The organism is Sulfitobacter sp. EE-36 (assembly GCF_000152605.1).
In the GTDB taxonomy this organism is placed as follows: domain Bacteria; phylum Pseudomonadota; class Alphaproteobacteria; order Rhodobacterales; family Rhodobacteraceae; genus Sulfitobacter; species Sulfitobacter pontiacus.
This window is the reverse complement of record NZ_AALV01000004.1, coordinates 311,974-330,000: the sequence shown is the minus strand read 5'-3', so window position 1 is coordinate 330,000 and position 18,027 is coordinate 311,974. Positions and strand designations below refer to the sequence as shown.

The window sequence follows — 18,027 nt, the reverse complement described above, 5'->3', positions numbered from 1 at the left end:
TCACGGCCCCCGCGTCAAAGGTCGGGCTTTCGGTTTCGATCCAGGGGCGCAGCCCTGCGATCATCTCGTCCGTGTCAAACGGCAGCTCAAGCGGATTGGTCATGTCGGGTCTCCTCCCTATTGCGATGCCGTGATCTGCGGCACCGCCAGACGTTTTTGATGATAGCGTAACTTCAGGCCTTGGGCAGACGTGTCTCCACGATGCGCGCATAGATCGATGCCCCCACGGGCAGCATCGCGTCATCCAGCACGAAGCCCGGATTATGCAGCGGCACATTGCCCGCGTGTCCGACACGGCAATAGGCACCGGGCACGACTTTCAGCATATCGGCAAAATCCTCTGATCCCGTGGCCTGCTCGGTCGATTCTGACGACAGGTCAGCGCCCACCACATCTGCGGCAGCTGCGACATAGGCAGTGGTCAGGTCGGGGTCGTTCATCAGCACGTCAAAGACATTGCGCAGGTCCACGTCAATCTCCACCCCGTAAGACAGCGCCATGCCCGCGCAGATCTCGCGGATGCGCTGATCGGCAAGCTGGGACACATCGTCGTGGAAATAGCGGATGGTGCCGGCAATCGTCGCCGTATCGGGCACCACGTTATAGGCGGAGCCCGCATTGAACTTGGTCACCGACAGAACGATGGGCTTGGTGGGGATGATATTGCGGCTGGCGATGCTTTGCAGCTGTTGCACCAAAGCGGAGCCGATAACGATCGGGTCTTTCGACTGATGCGGCGCGGCGGCGTGGCTGCCGGTGCCCTTGATCGTGATGTCGAAAAAGCTCGCCCCCGCCATCGCGGGCCCCGGCGTGACGGACACGACGTTGGGTTCCGAATTCGGATCGTTGTGCATCCCGTAGATCTCGTCACAGGGGAAGCGTTCAAACAGCCCCTCGGCGATCATGCGGCGCGCACCGCCCAGACCTTCTTCGGCGGGTTGAAAGATCAGCACCACGGTGCCGTCAAAATCCCGCGTCTCGGCCAGATAGCGCGCGGCCCCCAGCAGCATCGTGGTGTGACCGTCGTGACCACAGGCATGCATCCGCCCCGGATTGGTGGACGCATAGGCCACGCCCGAGGTTTCCTCGATCGGCAGCGCGTCCATATCGGCGCGCAGACCCACGCGGCGGTTGCCACCCCCCTGCCCCTTGATCAGCCCGACCACACCGGTGCCGCCGATGCCCTCGTGTACCTCGTCCACCCCATAGGCGCGCAGCTGTGCCGCTACGATGCCCGAGGTCCGCACCTCTTCGAACCCCAGTTCGGGGTGGGCGTGGAAATCCTGACGGATCGCGGTCAGATCGCTGGCAAAGGATTCGATCTTTGGAATGGTGGTCATAGGGTGGCTCCTGTCACGGGGGTCGTGCGGTCAAGCGCACGGAAGTTGGCGAAATCCCAATGCCGGCCGGGCGCGGCCTCGATCAGGTTGCGGGTGTAGTCGTGGCGCGGCGCGGCAAGCACCTCGCCCGCGGGCCCATGTTCGACGACAACGCCTTTCTGCATCACCAGCACCTCGTCGCAAATCTGCGCCGCGACCCGCAAGTCGTGAGTGATGAACAGCATGGCGATGCCGAATTTTTCCTGCACGTCATCCAGCAGATCAAGCACCTGCGCCTGCACGCTGACATCCAGCGCCGACACGGCCTCGTCCGCGACCAGTAGATCGGGCTTCATCGCAACAGCGCGCGCGATGGCGATCCGTTGGCGTTGGCCGCCCGAGAATTGATGCGGATAGCGGTCCAGCGCATCGCGCGGCAGGTCCACCAGCTCCATCAGCTCGGCGGCGTGTTCCATCGCATCGGCGCGGCTGGTGCCAAAGTTGATGGGCCCCTCGCACAGGCTGCGCGCCACGGTCCAGCGCGGGTTCAGCGACCGGTAAGGGTCTTGAAACACGATCTGGAAATGCTTGCGATGCGGCTGCAACTGACGGCGCGACAGCTGCGCGATCTCGGTCCCGGCAACAGTCACCTTTCCCGCCGTAGGGTCGATCAGCCGCATGATGGCACGGGCCACGGTCGATTTCCCCGACCCGCTTTCGCCCACGATCCCAAGGGTACGCCCCGGCTGGATGGTAAAGTTCACATCCTGCGCCGCCCGCACCCCTTGGCTGGCGCGAAAGAAACCGCCCCCGCCATAGGTCATCTCTAGCCCGTCCACGGTGATCACGTCCCGCGCCTCCGCCGGTGCCCGAGGGGCGCGCGGATCAAGGTTGGGCACCGCCTGCAACAGCTTGCGGGTGTAGTCTTCCTTGGGCGCGGTCAGAAGCTGCCGGATCGGCGCGCTTTCAACGATGCGCCCTTTCTGCATGACGCTGACCGTATCCGCGATCTCAGCCACCACGCCCATGTCATGGGTGATGAACAGCACCGCCGTGCCGTGGCGTTCCTGCATCTCTGCAATCAGCTTGAGGATCTGCAACTGCGTCGTCACATCCAGCGCCGTCGTCGGCTCGTCCGCGATCAACAGATCAGGGTCAAGGATCAACGCCATCGCGATCATGATCCGTTGCCGTTGCCCGCCTGACAGCTGATGCGGGAAAGCGGCATAGATACGTTCCACATCCGGCAGATGCACCTGCTCCATCATATCGATGGTGCGGGCCTTGGCCTCGGCGCGGGACAGATCGCTGTGCATGTTCAGCACTTCCTCGATCTGCTCGCCCACCCGCAAAACAGGGTTCAGCGCGGTCATCGGTTCCTGAAAGATCATCGCAATCCGCCGCGCCCGCAAGGCCCGCATCTGCGCCGGCTTGGCTTGGGTGATCTCGATCCCTTCCAAGTCAATCGACCCGCCCTGAATTTCCAGCGCATCCTTGGGCAGCAGCCCCATCGCCGTCAGCGAGGTGACAGATTTGCCCGACCCGCTTTCACCCACCAGACAATGGGTCTCGCCGGCGCGGATATCCAGATCGATCCCGCGCAACACCGGTTCGGCCTTGGGCCGCCCCGCCAGCCCCACCGTCAGCCCGCGTATTTTCAGAACGCGTTTGGCATCGGTAAAGTCTTTGGACTTGAATTCCATCTCACACCTCCCGCTTTTTCATACGTGGATCAAGGATATCGCGCGCCGTGTCGCCCAAGAGATTGATCGCCAGAATACATAGCGACAGCATCAACCCCGGCCAGAAGATCAGCCCCGGCTTGATCTGGAAATAGCTCCGCCCCTCGGCCATGATATTCCCCCATGTGGGGATCTCGGTCGACACGCCCGCCCCCAGAAAGCTCAGGATCGCCTCGATCAGAATGGCAGAGGCGCAGATATAGGTGCCTTGCACGATCAGCGGCGCAAAGGTGTTGGGCATCAGATGCTGCAACAAGACCTTGGGCATGGACGATCCAAGCGCGATCGCCGCCTCGACATAGGGTTCTTCACGCGCGGTCAGCACCACCGACCGGACCAGCCGCACGACGCGGGGCACCTCCGGCACGGTGATCGCGATGATCACCGATGTCACGCTCGGCCCGTTCAGCGCGACCAGCGCGATCGCCAGCAGGATCGCGGGGATCGCCATCAGGCTGTCCATGATCCGCATGATGATACTGTCGGCCAGCCGGAAATACCCCGCGACCAGACCAATCAGCAGCCCCACGGCGACACTGACCACCGCCGCCCCGATACCGATCAGCAGCGACACGCGGCCCCCCGTCACGACGCGGCTAAAGATATCGCGCCCGTAGGGGTCCGTGCCCAGCAAGAAGTCATCCGACGGCGGCTTCAGCCGCGCCATCGCATTCATCTCAAGCGGATTATAGGGCACATAGTAAGGGGCCAGCACCGCCGCGAGGACAATCGCCACGAGGATCACCGCCGCAATCGTCGGACCGACACCGATCCGCATCGCTTTGGGGACAGAGAATAAACCGGTCACAACTTGAAAGGCGCTGTGCCGAGAGCTTGGGATCTGCGTCATATCAGTACCGGATCCTTGGATCGAAGAATGAATAGGAAATGTCGATCAACAGGTTGACCGTCACATAGATGCCCGCGGTCAGCAGGATCATCGCCTGAATAACCGGATAGTCGCGCGCCAGAATGGCATCGACTGTCAGCCGCCCGATCCCGGGGATGTTGAACACGCTCTCGGTCACAACCACGCCCGAGATCAGCAGCGCGAAGCCCGTGCCGATGATGGTCAGGATCGGCACCGCCGCATTGCGCAGCGCATGGCGGAACAGCACGACATTCTCGCGCACCCCCTTGGCACGGGCGGTGCGGATATAATCCTCGCCCAGAACCTCAAGCATCGACGCCCGCGTCATCCGCGCGATCAGCGCGATATAGATCGTGGCCAGCGTCAGCGACGGCAGGATCGCACGGCTAAAGAACGGCCCGATGCCATCGGTTGGCGATTTATAGCCCTGCACCGGCACCCATTTCAGGTCGATCGCGAAAATCTGGATCAGGATATAGCCGATGACAAAGACCGGCACGGAAAAGCCGAGCACCGAAAAAGACATCACAAGGAAATCCACCCAGGACCGGTGACGCCACGCGGCAATCACCCCCATCGGCACGGCCAGAGCGACCGAGATCACAATCGTCATCAGCGCGATATTCAACGTCGGCCCCAAACGGTCGCCGATCATCCCCGCAACCGAGGTATTCGACAGCAGCGATGTGCCCAGATCACCGCGCAGCAACTGGCCCATCCATGTGCCGAACTGCACCAGCAGCGGGTCGTTCAGCCCCAGACTGTCACGGATACGTTCAAGCTGCGCAGGGGTTGCAGCATCACCGGCAAGGATCGCGGCGGGATCACCGGGCGTCAGCCGCAGCAAGAGAAACACAAAAATCGCAACGATCACCATCACCGGTATCGTGGCCAATATGCGCTTGAGGATATAGAAAAACATGCCGAAGGCTCCTTGCGGTCGTAGGGGTGAGAGGCGCGCATCGCAGCGCGCCTCTCAAGGCAATCACTCTGCCGCTTTGGTCATGTTCCAGAACACCGGCACCGGCGACGGGATCATGTCTTCGATGTTGGACCGACGCGCCTGCGGGATGATGTATTCGCCCATCATCAGATAGTTCACGTTGTCCATCACATGCTCCTGAATACGCGTCGCGATCTCTTTCTTGGTCGCGTCGTCGCTGGCCGAGACATACTCGGTCCGCATGGCTTCGATTTCAGGGTCATCGGGCCAGCCGAACCACCCATCATCGCCGCGGCCGTTCAACATCACGTTGACCAGCGGGTCAGAGACTTCGGGCACCATCCAGTTGGTGAAGAACAGGTTCCACCCGCCCTCGGCCACCGGCGACTGCTGTGCGCGGCGTTGCACGACCGACTGCCAATCCATCGACTGCATATCGACCTCAAACCCCGCCTCGCGCAGCGCTTGGGCTGCAACCACAGGCTGGTTGTTCAGGCTGATCACATCGGTCGGGGCCATCAGAACAATCGGCGTCCCGTCATAGCCCGCTTCTTCCAGCAGCTCCTTGGCACGTTCGGTATTCGCGCCACCGGTCAGCAAGTCAGATCCCGCCTCGTCCCCCAAGGGGGTCGAGCAGCCAAAGATCGCGCCACAGACTTTGTAGTATTCAGGATCACCCTGCATCGTCGCCAGCATGGATTCCTGATCCAGCGCGGCCATCGCCGCCTGACGCACCAGCTTGTTGTCAAACGGTGCATGCAAGAAGTTCGGACGCCCGATGGTGACATAGCCCAGATCATCGCGTTTCTCGACGACGACATCCTCGTTGCCCGACAGGATCGGCATCAGGTCGATCTGGACCTGCTCAAGATAGTCGATCTCGCCTGCCGAAAGCGCATTCAGCGCGGTCAGCGCATCGGGCATCGTGGTCCAGACCACCTTGTCCACATTCACGACCTTGCCGCCCGCCATCCAGGATGCGGGCTCGTCGCGCGGCACATAGTCGTCGAACTTTTCATAGGTCACCGACACGCCGGGCTCATAGGCGTCCTGATCAAACACAAATGGACCGGAGCCGATGTATTCCGTGATCGTCTCATCGGCAGAGGTTTCGGCAACACGTGCCGGCATGATGAACGGCGGCACCGCGGATTGCTTGGAAATCACGTCAATCAGCGGGCCAAAGGGCTTGGTCAACGTCCAGACAACGGTTTTGTCATCGGTGGCCTCAAGGCTTTCGGTCACGTCAAAGATCAACTGCCCGCCGCTGTCGCGCTTGCCCCAACGGGTCAGAGAGGCAACAACATCGGTGCCGGTCACAGGCGCGCCATCGTGGAACACCAGCCCGTCGCGCAGGGTGAACGTATAGACCAGCCCGTCGTCGGATGTCTCCCAGCTTGCCATTTGCGGCTGCGGGGTGAAATTCTCGTCCACCGCCGTCAGCACGTCATAGATCATATAGGCGTGGTCACGTGTGATGTGCGCCGTGGTGATCACCGGATCCAGCACCCGCAAGCCCGAGTGCATGACCGCCGTGATCGTGGTTTCTTCCTGCGCGAAGCTCGCGGCAGGCACCAGCAGCGCAGCCGTGGTCATCAGCGACGCCGCCAGCCCCCGGCTTTGTTTCAATGTGGGTCGTAAAGTCAGCATATCAATTTCCCATGTTGGTTGTGGTCATTGTTATATTTGGACACCGCCGGTTGATCCGCCGGTATCGGGGCGTGCAGCAGCCGCACGCGCGGCCCCGAAAACGGGACCGTTAGGAGAAAGCCGCAACCCCTCACGCAACCGCGTAAAGGGCAGGTCTGCGGGGTCGAACGGCATGGGGCCGGGGGCACGCGCGACAATAATCTCGCGCGCACTCGGGGTGAAATCGGCCCGAAAATGGGTAGAGCTTTTGACGACAAGGATTTTCTGCGTCTCTGGTGCGATCCCGACAAAGCGGAACATCTCGCGATCGGCCATCTGCGCAATCCGCGTAGACACAGCCACCCGCACGCCGCCGATGCGCAAACAGGCCGAGGGCCCAAGATCCAGCATCGTCCCACCGTAATAGGGGCCGGTGGCTTTCACTTTGCCGTCCGACAGCATCTCGACAACGGCCTCGACCTCGACGGGGCTATCGTCGGGCAGACCGGGGTGTCCGCCAATGCGAAAGACAGCGCGCGCGCCCTCCCCCAGCTCGTGGGCTTGGGCGGCGGAATGCGGGTCTACGATCAGCCCGATCGCCGCGTCTTGGGCATCAGCATCGATCAAGGCCCGCAACATCCCCGTCGTGGCAGACACCCCACCCGCACCTGGGTTGTCCTGGGTATCTGCAATCACCACAGGCCCCTGCCCTGCCCCTTTTGCCGCGCGGGCCGCATAGGCAACCGCCGCGTCGGGGGTAAATGTATCATTGTCGAACTCGGATTCGGCAGCGGCATAGGCATCCGCCACCGCATCTGCTGCGGCATCCGCCGCCGCTTGAGTCTTGGCATAGGCTACCGCCGTGGGGCCACAATCGGCAATATCCGCCGCCGGAAAACCCATGAACAGCGACGCCGATAGTGCGCCTTGCACCTCGACCTCTGTCAGGTTTTCATACAATCCCTTGGCGGGCTGCATATCCGTCGTCTGAAACGGGATCGGCACCAGATAGGACATGCGACGGAACGCTTTGGCCGGGCGCGTGCCGGTCTGCATCACATGATCCAGCAACCGCGCCGCTGCGGCACCGGTATCGGCCATATCGATGTGCGGGTAGGTGCGGAATCCTGCGAGCACATCCACTGTGTTCACAAATTCTTCCGAGATATTGCCATGCAGGTCCAGCGCGGCTGCAATCGGCACATCCGGCCCCACCAATGCGCGCACCTGACGGGCGATCTCACCCTCCCCGTCATCGTGATGCGTCGCCAACATCGCGCCATGCAAATCCAGAAACACACCATCCAACGGCCCTGCGGCACGTAGCCCGTCCAGAATCTCGCCCAGAATAGTGTCGAACGCATCCTGCGTCACAGGTGCCGATGGAATAGCCCCCGCCCAAAGAACAGGCACCACATCCCAATCCGAATCCCCCGCGACCTTCAACGCTCCGGTCATGCCAAGGTTCACTTCCTGAAAGGCGTCGATCATCGCGGGGCCACCCACCATAGGGACATAACCGCCACCGGCCTTGAAGGCCGCCATATCCGCAGGCTCGGGCGCAAAGGTATTGGTTTCATGAAGAAATCCGGCCATGGCGACGCGCATCGGGGAACCCACCTTTAAATCATGTAACGCTTCACAAAACTGAATGTATTGCTTGGCGATACGGATGTATTGCCATACGATGCTAGGCACTGACCTATCCTCGCGTCAACCCGGAGCGCTCGATGCCTGACCCCAAACGACCACATTCCTCTGTCGCGTCTAATTTTCAGGCAGATGCCGACAGGCTCTTTGTGCGCTCCGCCGCCCGCGCCATCCATGTGCTCAGCGCGTTTCACGAGGCCGACGGCCCGCTCAGCCTGTCAGACATCGCCACGAAGGCAGAGATCGACCGATCCGCCGCGCAACGTCTTGTGCATACGCTCATGACATTGGGTCACATCCGGCGCAGCCCCGATGACCGCGGCTACCTGCCCGGATTGCGCTTGCTTGACCACACCCACGACACCCTGCGTTTGGACCCCGTGGTGCAGGTCGCCACCCCCGTTATCCTCGAGATGCGCAAATCCATCGCCGAACGGATCGACTTCAGCCTCTATGATGAAACCCGCGTGATCTATGCCCTGCGCATGCAAAGTAAACGCGAAACGTTTTACGCCACGCTTGTGGGCCATAGCGTCCCCACCTATTGCACCGCCGGCGGCCGCGCGACCCTCTGCGCCCTGCCCCCCGAAGAGGCGCGCGAGATCATCAATCGCTTCGCGCTTCACAGCTATACCTCTTACACCAACGTGGACCCCGACAGCATTATGAACAGTCTCGAACAGGCCCGTAGAGACGGTTTTGCCCAAGTGCAGAACGAATTCGTCTTGGGCGAAGTCGCCATTGGTGTGCCCGTCGTCAACCGCCAAGGCCGCCCCTTGGGGGCCATCCACATCGCCGGCTCGCTTTCCGAATGGAGCGCCGAAGACTTCGCCCGCCGTGCTGCCCCCATCGCCCAAGAAGCCGCCCGCGCCATCAGCGGCAGTTTCTAGCCCTTGAATTCGATCCGCGTCACCGGTCCCAGTTCTGCCTCCACCGCCGCAACAAGCGGGCGCAGAAGATGTGTTTCTATATAGCGTTGCGCGAATTTGCTCGGCGTGCGCAGCTCAAGCACGCCCCCTTCGAACGCCACATATTCAAGCTGCGAGAACCACGCCTTGAACTGATCCACGTTCTCCCGCGACAGGTTCACCATCGCACGTTGCCACGTGCCCGGCCCGCCCTGCGCGGGCTCTGATGCCTCGGGTTTCGCATAATCGGCCAGTTGCACCACCTTGACCGGCGTTTCGCTGCGATACCGCTCTTTCATCCGCGCATCGTAATCCGGCCCCACCAACGGCCAGCACGGCTCTGACAGGCGCGCGATCTGCGCATAGTTCAACCGATAGGCCGCCACCCTGCCCCGCACGCCGCCGCGCGTACAAATCAACAGCTGCGCATCCGTCAGCCGTTTGATCTCGCGTTTCACCGTGCGTTCATTCACCGACCACATCCGCGCCAGATCCCGCTGACCCACGCTCAGCTCGTCAGCGCGCCAATTATACCGCGAGGTCACCGCCGCGATCAGCCGCATCAACGAGGTCTGCAAGGTCGGTGATCCATTCAACCCCGCCACGCTCAAAGCGGTCAAAAGGTCGTACTTGATCACCCCGGCTTCAGGGCCGGTCAGCCGCAATGGGTTCATGGTTTTGCCTACTCGATGTATCGTCTTATTTTTATCGGTCAGCTTCTTTGAGCCGATTCCGTTTATGCTTTCTACAAAGCTCTAAATCCCGTCTTCTGTCAACCCGCTGGGAAAAACAGGAATTACCCTTTTCCTTAATCCAAATTCAATTTGGTAAAGGTTAATAGGTTAAGGGGGACGCTAGGGTGTCACCATATCAGGGGATCGCTGTCACCAAAACAGCCCCATATGCCCCTTGCCTGTCACCAAAATCTCTTTGCCCCGCGTTAACCGCAGCGAAATAAACCCGTTCTTCAGGATCAGCGCGCGAATTTCGGGAAAATTAGGTTTTGCCAAATTGCCGAATTCGCGTTATTCGAAATTCGAGGCTTAAAAACGCGAGTAGATAGATGAGAAATCACAACGACCTTCTTAACATGAACGAGCGCAGCTTGGAACAACAGGCCGCCGTGCGCCGCGCCACCTTCTCCCCCGGAGAGATCAAGGCCCTGCGCCCCTTCTCCATCTGGGAGATCAGCCAGTTCATGTTCGACGTCCCCGCCGACACCCTGCGCAAGAAGCTGGCGGACGACCCGACCCTGCCCCAGGGGCTCACCGAAGAGGATGGCCGCCAGCGCTGGTTCAGCCTCGAAGAGATCAACGAGCTGCGCCGCCGCGCCAAGTTCCGCGGTCGCAAGCTGCTGCCCGAACGCCCCCGGGGCCGTGCCATGCGCGTGGCCGTGTCAAACTTCAAAGGCGGCGTCGGCAAGACGGTCGTCGCACAACACCTCGCCCATGCCGCCGCCCTTGATGGCTACCGCGTGCTTTGCGTCGACTTCGACCCGCAAGCGACGCTGACCCATTCGATGGGGCTGACCGAGGTCAAGGAAAGCCACACGGTCTGGGGCATCATGTGCCGCGATCTCTGCCGTGAATCCAACCGGATCATGGAAAGCTACGACGACCCCGATGACTGCCCCTACCCCGCCGCGGACGAATTGCCCGAAGACGTGCAATCCATCGGCGCGCAGCGGTTCCAGGAATTCATCCAGCCAACCTGCTGGCCTACGATCGACATCATCCCGTCCTGCGCCAACGCGGCCTTCGTCGAATTTGCCTCGGCCCAATACCGCGCGCTCCACAAGGCATGGAGCTTTTTCGGCTGCGTCGCGCGCTACCTCGATGAACTGCCCGACGATCAATATGACATCATCATTTTCGACTGCCCGCCCGCCATCGGCTATCAGTCCCTAAACGCCGCGTTTGCGGCTGATATCCTCTATATCCCCTCGGGCCCGGGCTACTGGGAATATGACAGTACGACCAGCTATCTGGGCCAGCTTGGCGACGCGATGGCCGATATCTCGGAAGGGTTTGCAAGCCTCGCAGCGGACGCAGGCATTACGCTTCCTAAACAGTTTTCCGACATCCGTTTACTTATGACCCGTTTTGAATCCAACAATCCGCTGCACAGTGCCATGATCGACGCGTTCAAGAACGTCTTCGGCGCCGACGTCTGCGCCCACCCGATTGAAATGACCCGCGCGGTCGAACAGTCGGGCCGGTTCCAGATGTCGGTTTACGAACAGGACTATCGCCAGATGACGCGCGAAACATGGAAACGGGCGCGGCAGAGTTTCGACCGTGCCTATGACGAGTTTTTGCAAACCGTGCTCGAAGCGTGGAAAGAAAACGGAAAACGTAAGGAGAAGGCAGAATGAGCAGTAAAAACAAATTCGGCTTCGCCCCGGTAGAAGCCCCCACATCCGGCAGCCGCCGCAACCGCCAGCCGGGCCCCATGGGCGCCGCCGTGCGGGACGTGGCCGAAAACCTGCAAGAGGCAACCGAAGCCAAAATCGAACAGCGCCGCCGCAACGCCGAAGACGCCAAGACTTTCCGGCAAGCCCAAGGCGAAGGCCGCGTGCTCTACCAGATCGACCTGTCGGAAATCTTCACCGACGATCTGCCGCGCGATCGCCTCGCGCTGGAAGAAGTCGCGCAGTCCGACGAGATGGAGGAGCTTAAATCCTCGATCCGCGAACGCGGGCAGCGCGAACCGGTCGAGGTCTATGTCGGGCCGAACGGGCGCTACCAGCTCAAGAAAGGTTGGCGCCGTTTCACCGCCCTGTCGCAGTTGTTTTCGGAAACCAAAGATGACCGCTTTGGCACGATCACCGCGCGGGTAGAAGTGGGCGAGGATGACCGCATTTCGCGCTATGTGGATATGGTCGAAGAGAACGTCGTGCGCGAAGACCTGTCTTTCGCCGAGATGGCACAGGTTGCGATCACCGCCGCCAAGGACGACGCGGTAGATGAGATCGACCCGGCAGAGCTGGTGACCCGTCTGTACAGCGCGCTGCACAAGACCAAGCGGTCTTACATCAAAAGCTTTGTCTTTCTTCTCTCTGCTCTGGAAGGGAGCTTGCAGTGGCCCAAGGCCGTGCCGCGCAATCTGGGGGTCGATGTCGCGCGCGCGCTGCGCACACCTGATCAAGCCAGCGTCTTGCAGGAGAAACTCTTGGATGCCTCGACACCGGACGAGCAGAATAAAATCCTCAAGGATTTTCTGACCACCTCGAACGAGCCAGCAGAGAAGCCCGCCTCCAAGGCAGAGCCGAAGCAGAAGTTTGAATTCTACGTCGGCCAGACCAAGGTGACCGCCCGCCACGGCGAATGCCGTTTGATGAGCGACATCGACTTTGCCACCATGCCCAAGAAGCAGCTCGAAGAAGCCGTGCGCGCCTTTGAAGAGGTGCTCAGCAACGGGCCGCGGATCCGGTAATCGGTTACCCATGGGTAACCACTGCCCACCCGGTTACCCATGGGTAACCACCGCGCGTCGGGTTACCCATGGGTAACCGCCAAGGGTAAATGAGAAAGATGGCGGGGAAGGGGGCGCAGAAGCGTCCCCTTTTTTGTGCGTTGAATGGCAAAGAGCGCAATTGCCCCATTTTCCAATAAAACAAGGGGTTTTAGGCGCGAATATCGGCTTAACGCTTTGATTCAAAACAGCTTTGCGGTTGAAAGATGCAGATTTCACCGTGATTCCGCCATATCGGCACTAGAACCCGACGTTGACCCATGGACATCCCCTGAAACGCGGGATTAACGTGCGCCCATAGGGGAGGGCTGGCAGATGTCAGAAAGACCTTATCGACATATTTTTGATCTCGGGAGAAACATCATGGATCGTCGTTCATTTATTCGTGGCGCAGGCGTTGCGGGGGCAGGGGCCGTTGCTTCATCGCTGGCCGCACCCGCCGTCGCCCAAGGCAACATTACCTGGCGCATGGTTACCACCTGGCCGAAAAACTTCCCCGGTCTGGGTGTCGGCGCGCAGCGTCTGGCGGACCGTATCACAGCGGCCTCCGGCGGCCGTCTGACCGTGCAAGTCTACTCCGCTGGTGAGCTGGTGCCGCCGCTGCAATCGCTGGACGCCGTGATCGATGGCTCCGCCGAGATGAGCCACGGTGCCGCCTATTATTGGCAGAACAAATCGCCCGCGCTGTCCTTCTTTACCGGCGTGCCCTACGGCATGACCACGCCAGAACTAACAGCCTGGATGCGCTATATGGGCGGTCAGGAAATCTGGGACGAGATCTATGACCAGTTCGGCGTTCAGGGCTTCCTGTCGGGCAACACCGGCACGCAGACAGGTGGTTGGTTCCGCGACGAACTGACCAGCCTTGACGATGTCAAAGGCGTGCGCTTCCGGACCCCTGGCCTTGGTGGTCGCGTATGGGAGAAACTGGGCGCGACGGTCACCAACATGGCCGCGGGCGAGATCTTTCAGGCGCTACAATCGGGCACGCTGGACGCGGCCGAATTCGTCGGCCCCTACAACGATCTGGCGCTCGGCTTCCATCAGGTTGCCAAGAACTACTACATGCCGTCCTTCGTTGAATCCGGCCTCGCGACCGAGCTTGTCGTCGACAAGAAGAAGTATCAGGAACTGCCCGAAGACCTGCAGGCGATCATCCGTGATGTAAGCCAGGCGGAATACGATCAGGTCGCGGCCGACTTCTATGCCAACGATCCACGCGCGCTGAAAACGCTGGTGGAAGAGCACGGCGTGACCGTCCGCAACTTCCCCGACGACATCATGGAAGCCGGTGCCAAAGCCTCGGTCGAGGTGGTCGAGGAACTGCGCAGCAGCGACGACCCGCTGGTCAAGAAAACCGCCGACAGCTTTGTCGAAGCGCTGAACCTTGTCCGCACCCGGACAGAGAAGATCGACAGCCCCTACATTCAGGCGCGTCAGAGCTTCCTGAAATACTAAGCTCCGCCCGTCGGATACAGAAAAGGCCCGGTGGAAACACCGGGCCTTTTTTCGTGCTGGGGCAGGGGCTTTAGCCTGCGATCAGTTTCGGCAACCAGGTCACGATCTGCGGGAACATGAACAGGATCGCAATCGCCACCACTTGCAGCATCACGAAGGGCAGGATGCCCTTGTAGATCGCGCTGGTGGGCAGGTCCGCCGGGGCGACGCCGCGCAGGTAGAACAGCGCAAAGCCGAAGGGCGGGGTCAGGAACGACGTTTGCAGGTTCACCCCCACAAGCACACCCAGCCAGATCGGATCGACATCCAGCATCAGCAGCACCGGTGCGGTGATCGGGATCACGATAAAGATGATCTCGAAGGTGTCGAGGATGAAGCCCAGGAAGAACATGATGATCATCACCACCGCCACCGCAGCGAGCGTACCGCCCGGCAGATTGCTGAGGAATTCATGCACCAGATTGTCGCCGCCCATCATGCGGAACACGACCGAAAAGACCGAGGCCCCGAGCAGGATCACAAAGACCATGCTGGTGATTGTTGCCGTCGAAACCATCGTCTCCTTGAGCACGCCAAAGGACAGACGCCAGCGCAATGCGGCGAGGATCATGGCCCCGACGGCCCCGACGGATGCGGCCTCTGTCGGGGTGGCGATGCCGCCCAGAATAGACCCTAACACGGCCAAAATCAGCGCCAAAGGCGGGACAAGCGCCACAAAGACCTCGCGCAGCAGCTTGGATTTCTCATCCGCTGGAACGGGGGTGGCAGGGCAGGATTTAGGGTCTGTTGCGGCTTTGAACAGCACATACCCGAGGTAGAGCGATACGAGCAGCAGCCCGGGCAGCAGCGCCCCGGCAAAGAGATCCCCGACAGAGACAGGCGTGGGGGCAAAGTTGCCCTTGGCCATCTGCACCTGCGAGTTGATGCCCGACAACATATCGCCCATGAAGATCAACACGGTAGAGGGGGGGATGATCTGGCCCAAAGTGCCGCTGGCGCAGATCACGCCGGTGGCCAGTTTCGGGTCATAGCCCGCCCGCAGCATCGCGGGCAGCGAGATCAGCCCCATCGTCACCACAGTCGCGCCCACCACGCCGGTAGAGGCCGCGAGCATGGCCCCGACCAGCACCACAGAGATCCCGAGCCCGCCGCGCATATTGCCGAACATCTTGCCCATCGTGAGCAACAGTTGTTCGGCGATCTGGCTGCGTTCCAGCATCACGCCCATGAAGATGAACAGCGGCACGGCGACGAGCACTTCGTTCGTCATAAAGCCGATATATCGGTTGGGCAAAGACCCGAAGTTGGACGGGTCGAACACGCCCAAAGCCATGCCTACACCGCAGAATAGTAACGAAGTCCCGGCAAGGGTGAAGGCCACGGGGAAGCCCAGAAGCAAAAAGCCGATGACCCCAAAGAACATCAGCGCGGCGAGCATCTCGCCAATCATGATCGGGTCCATCAGGCGGCTCCCTCGGTGGTGGCGGGTTTGATGGCGTCCGGGCTGTACTGCATCGCGGCGGGCACAAGATCAGCCCTGCCGCCAAGCACCAGAATGGACCGGATCGCCATGGCAATGCCTTGCGCCGCAATCAGGGCCGCAAAGACGATGATAAAGGTTTTGAGGATATAAAGCCCCGGCATCCCGCCCACATTGGCAGAGCCTTCGTGATAGCCCCATGCGCGCTGCACGAAGGGCATCGAATAGATGTAGACGATCCATGTGAAGGGCAGCAGAAAGACGAACACCCCGATCAGGTCGGTGATGGCGCGGGTGCGCAGTTTGGCGGGACGGTAAAAGATATCGACGCGCACGTGATCGTCGCGCAGCAGGGCAAAGCCTGCCACGGCGGTGAACATCGCCCCGTTCAGCCAGATATAGAGATCCTGCATCCAGACGTAGCTGGTGGCAAAGAGGTATCTTTGTACCACTACGGTAAAGCAGACGACGACAATGGCCAGCGCGAGCCAGGAAAAGACTTTTCCGATAATCAGATTAACAGCGCAGATGAGGGATGCTACTCCAGCGAGAAAACGCACATTCCACCCTTTTCTATGGTTTCTATCGTTCTTAACGCATGTCAATCAAAGTGCCGCAGGGGAATGTCAAGCGGGGTCTCAGCATTTCGCTGTGCGAAATATTGCGCATCCGCGGCGGTCGTCCGCCCTTTTTAAGATAATTTTTGACAGTGTTCGCAACTTTAGGTTACGCATGCGCTGTGACACGCTCTGCTTAGTAAGTACCAACAGTTAAAGATAAATAGTGTAGATGACACAGTCAGCCGAATTGCTTCATATGGAAACCGGTACGTTGCTTAAACAAGAGCAGGGCCGGGCGGTCTTTGCTGTGAAAGCGCCCGATGATCTTGTTGTGAAAGTACCGATGAAAGCGCTGCGGGCGGCGGACACGGGGCGGGTCAGACCGTTTCTTTACAAACATTTTCCGACGACGCGACACCGCATGCTGTTGCGCCAGTTGAGCCATGACATCGAAGTGCGGATTCGCAGCCATGACGCGGGCATTGCTTCGCCGATTGCATTCACCAGCGGGGTGATGCGGACGGATATGGGGCTGGGGCTGTTGATGCAGCGGGTCGGGCCGGAAAGCGGCGGGCTGGGGATGACGCTGGACGAATTCGTCGCGCGGGATCTGCTGGATACGGCGGCGCTGAAGGCGTTGAACGATTTCTCGCGCGCGGTCTTTGCGCTTGGAGTGGTGGCCCCGGGGTTGAACTCCCGCAGCATCGTCTGGGGACAGCAGGAGGGTAAGTGGCAACCGCTGATCGTGGACGGGTTTGGCGACCCCAATGTGATCAAGCTGCGCAGCTGGGTGCCCTATCTGCGGCACCGTGCCCTGCACCGCGGGATGGAGCGGACGGCCCGCGATGTCGGGCTGCATTGGTCGCGGCGCAAAAAGATGTTTCTGCGCAGCGATTACGACGCGCTCAACTAGGGTTACCCTTTTTGCCTACTCCGCCGGAAGCTGGGAATAATACCGCGCCAGCGCGTCGATCTCGGCATCTGACAGATTGCGAGCGGCTTTTTCCATCAGCTCTTTGCGGGGGCCGCCGCCGCGTGTGCCATCGCGCCAAAGCTTCAGCTGCTGCGCCAGATAGGGGCGCGGCTGGCCGCTGATGCGCGGAAACCCGGGTTTGGTCTGCTCCAGACCGGGGCCGTGGCAGGACGCGCAAGACGGCGCGTCGTTATTGCCGATGGCGGCGACGCCGGCCCCTTGCTCCATCAGCTCAAGCTCTGCCGGGGGCAGGGGGGCCGTCGGGGTCGGGCCATCGGGCGCGGATGCGGCATAGTGGCGGATCACGCGGGTCAGGTCATCGGGGGGCAGCTGCGTTGCTGCATGGGCCATAAAGCCGCTGTCCCGTGCGCCGGTGCGATAGGCGGTGATCGCGCCCTGCATGTACCCTTCGTCGAGGATATCGAGGCGGGGGATATAGCCGTTGCCTTTGCTGTCGCCCGTCGCGCCGTGGCAGGACGCGCAATAGGTCAGCGCGGTGTCGTCGGACGGTGCGTCTGACGACAGCAGCGCGTCAAAGCCCGCGCCTTCCATCTCGCGGACATGGGTGAGGAAGGCGACCATGGCCCATATCTCGTCCTCGCGGTTTTCGGCGGGCCAGTAGGGCATGCCGCTCATCTTGACGCCGTCTTTGACGATGGTGAACAGATGTTGCGGCTGCCAGTCGGCGACGGCGTCGGTGATATGGGGCGGTTCGGGCGACATGGCGTCGGCGGTGGCGGAGTGGATTCGGTCTGGGGCGGCGTGGCAAAAGCTGCAGGCGCTGTCGAAATGCCCCGCGCCGAGGGCGACGAGATCGGGATCGGACAGGTCGGGCACCTGTTCGGCGTCAGGGGCGCGGAGTTTGACCGACTGGCGATAGGCGGTGTGCAGCACCCAGGACACGCCCGGAATATGGCCCGCGCGGGCAGACACGTTGAACAGCCCCAGCCCCACGATGGTCACCGCGCCGACAGCCCCCAGCAGGGCCAGAACGATCAGGGTTTTGATCACGGTTCTCAT

The 18,027-nt window shown here is 61.0% G+C and carries 16 protein-coding genes (1 of these 16 only partly in view); 5 read left to right on the top strand and 11 right to left on the bottom strand.

Annotated features, from left to right (window positions below; genetic code table 11):
• The 7 genes from EE36_RS01590 to EE36_RS01560 all read right to left on the bottom strand — a co-directional run.
• On the bottom strand, positions 1 to 103 hold the beginning of the coding sequence (locus tag EE36_RS01590) for a M20/M25/M40 family metallo-hydrolase (protein WP_005848803.1). It extends 1,037 nt beyond the left edge of the window; the window shows 103 of its 1,140 coding nt (coding positions 1–103); its start codon is at positions 101 to 103; the stop codon falls past the left edge of the window.
• Positions 104 to 173: 70 nt separating this feature from the next.
• Positions 174 to 1,340 (bottom strand): M20 aminoacylase family protein, encoded by a 1,167-nt coding sequence (locus EE36_RS01585; RefSeq protein WP_005848802.1) that lies wholly within the window; start codon positions 1,338 to 1,340, stop codon positions 174 to 176.
• Positions 1,337 to 3,022, bottom strand: a complete 1,686-nt coding sequence (locus EE36_RS01580) for an ABC transporter ATP-binding protein (protein ID WP_005848800.1) — start codon at positions 3,020 to 3,022, stop codon at positions 1,337 to 1,339. Before EE36_RS01580 ends, EE36_RS01585 begins: the two co-directional genes overlap by 4 nt.
• 1 nt (position 3,023) lies before the next feature.
• Positions 3,024 to 3,911 (bottom strand): ABC transporter permease, encoded by an 888-nt coding sequence (locus tag EE36_RS01575; protein WP_005848797.1) that lies wholly within the window; start codon positions 3,909 to 3,911, stop codon positions 3,024 to 3,026.
• A gap of 1 nt (position 3,912) precedes the next feature.
• Positions 3,913 to 4,854: an ABC transporter permease gene (locus EE36_RS01570; RefSeq protein ID WP_005848795.1), complete on the bottom strand. Its 942-nt coding sequence runs from the start codon at positions 4,852 to 4,854 to the stop codon at positions 3,913 to 3,915.
• 63 nt (positions 4,855 to 4,917) lie between these two features.
• The gene (locus EE36_RS01565; protein ID WP_005848792.1) at positions 4,918 to 6,525 is read right to left on the bottom strand and encodes an ABC transporter substrate-binding protein; all 1,608 of its coding nucleotides are present in this window, start codon (positions 6,523 to 6,525) and stop codon (positions 4,918 to 4,920) included.
• Between the two features lie 30 nt (positions 6,526 to 6,555).
• Complete coding sequence (locus EE36_RS01560; protein WP_254655526.1) at positions 6,556 to 8,100, bottom strand: M81 family metallopeptidase; 1,545 nt, start codon at positions 8,098 to 8,100, stop codon at positions 6,556 to 6,558.
• Between the two features lie 134 nt (positions 8,101 to 8,234).
• On the opposite strand from EE36_RS01560, the gene EE36_RS01555 reads away from it, so the two are divergent.
• A complete protein-coding gene (locus EE36_RS01555) occupies positions 8,235 to 9,044 on the top strand; it encodes an IclR family transcriptional regulator (RefSeq protein ID WP_254655525.1) in 810 nt (269 codons plus the stop codon).
• Here EE36_RS01555 and EE36_RS01550 read toward each other — a convergent pair.
• A complete protein-coding gene (locus EE36_RS01550) occupies positions 9,041 to 9,736 on the bottom strand; it encodes a DnaA N-terminal domain-containing protein (RefSeq protein ID WP_005848787.1) in 696 nt (231 codons plus the stop codon). The two genes, EE36_RS01555 and EE36_RS01550, sit on opposite strands and share 4 nt — an antisense overlap.
• Positions 9,737 to 10,125: 389 nt before the next feature.
• Between EE36_RS01550 and EE36_RS01545 the strand changes: the two genes are divergently transcribed.
• The 3 genes from EE36_RS01545 (at position 10,126) to EE36_RS01535 (ending at position 13,994) form a co-directional block, all read left to right on the top strand.
• The gene (locus EE36_RS01545) at positions 10,126 to 11,436 is read left to right on the top strand and encodes an AAA family ATPase (protein ID WP_107277637.1); all 1,311 of its coding nucleotides are present in this window, start codon (positions 10,126 to 10,128) and stop codon (positions 11,434 to 11,436) included.
• The gene (locus EE36_RS01540) at positions 11,433 to 12,497 is read left to right on the top strand and encodes a ParB N-terminal domain-containing protein (protein WP_005848781.1); all 1,065 of its coding nucleotides are present in this window, start codon (positions 11,433 to 11,435) and stop codon (positions 12,495 to 12,497) included. The genes EE36_RS01545 and EE36_RS01540 overlap by 4 nt, the downstream gene beginning before the upstream one ends.
• Before the next feature lie 402 nt (positions 12,498 to 12,899).
• The gene (locus EE36_RS01535) at positions 12,900 to 13,994 is read left to right on the top strand and encodes a TRAP transporter substrate-binding protein (protein WP_005848780.1); all 1,095 of its coding nucleotides are present in this window, start codon (positions 12,900 to 12,902) and stop codon (positions 13,992 to 13,994) included.
• Positions 13,995 to 14,064: 70 nt separating this feature from the next.
• On the opposite strand, the gene EE36_RS01530 is transcribed toward EE36_RS01535, so the two are convergent.
• Complete coding sequence (locus EE36_RS01530) at positions 14,065 to 15,456, bottom strand: TRAP transporter large permease subunit (RefSeq protein ID WP_005848778.1); 1,392 nt, start codon at positions 15,454 to 15,456, stop codon at positions 14,065 to 14,067.
• Positions 15,456 to 16,034 (bottom strand): TRAP transporter small permease subunit, encoded by a 579-nt coding sequence (locus tag EE36_RS01525; protein WP_174226630.1) that lies wholly within the window; start codon positions 16,032 to 16,034, stop codon positions 15,456 to 15,458. The genes EE36_RS01530 and EE36_RS01525 overlap by 1 nt, the downstream gene beginning before the upstream one ends.
• Before the next feature lie 229 nt (positions 16,035 to 16,263).
• Between EE36_RS01525 and EE36_RS01520 the strand changes: the two genes are divergently transcribed.
• Entirely contained in the window at positions 16,264 to 16,947 is a 684-nt protein-coding gene (locus EE36_RS01520; protein WP_005848774.1) for a YrbL family protein, read from the top strand.
• Positions 16,948 to 16,962: 15 nt separating this feature from the next.
• Here the strand turns inward: EE36_RS01520 and EE36_RS01515 are convergent, their stop codons facing one another.
• Positions 16,963 to 18,027, bottom strand: a complete 1,065-nt coding sequence (locus EE36_RS01515) for a c-type cytochrome (RefSeq protein ID WP_005848772.1) — start codon at positions 18,025 to 18,027, stop codon at positions 16,963 to 16,965.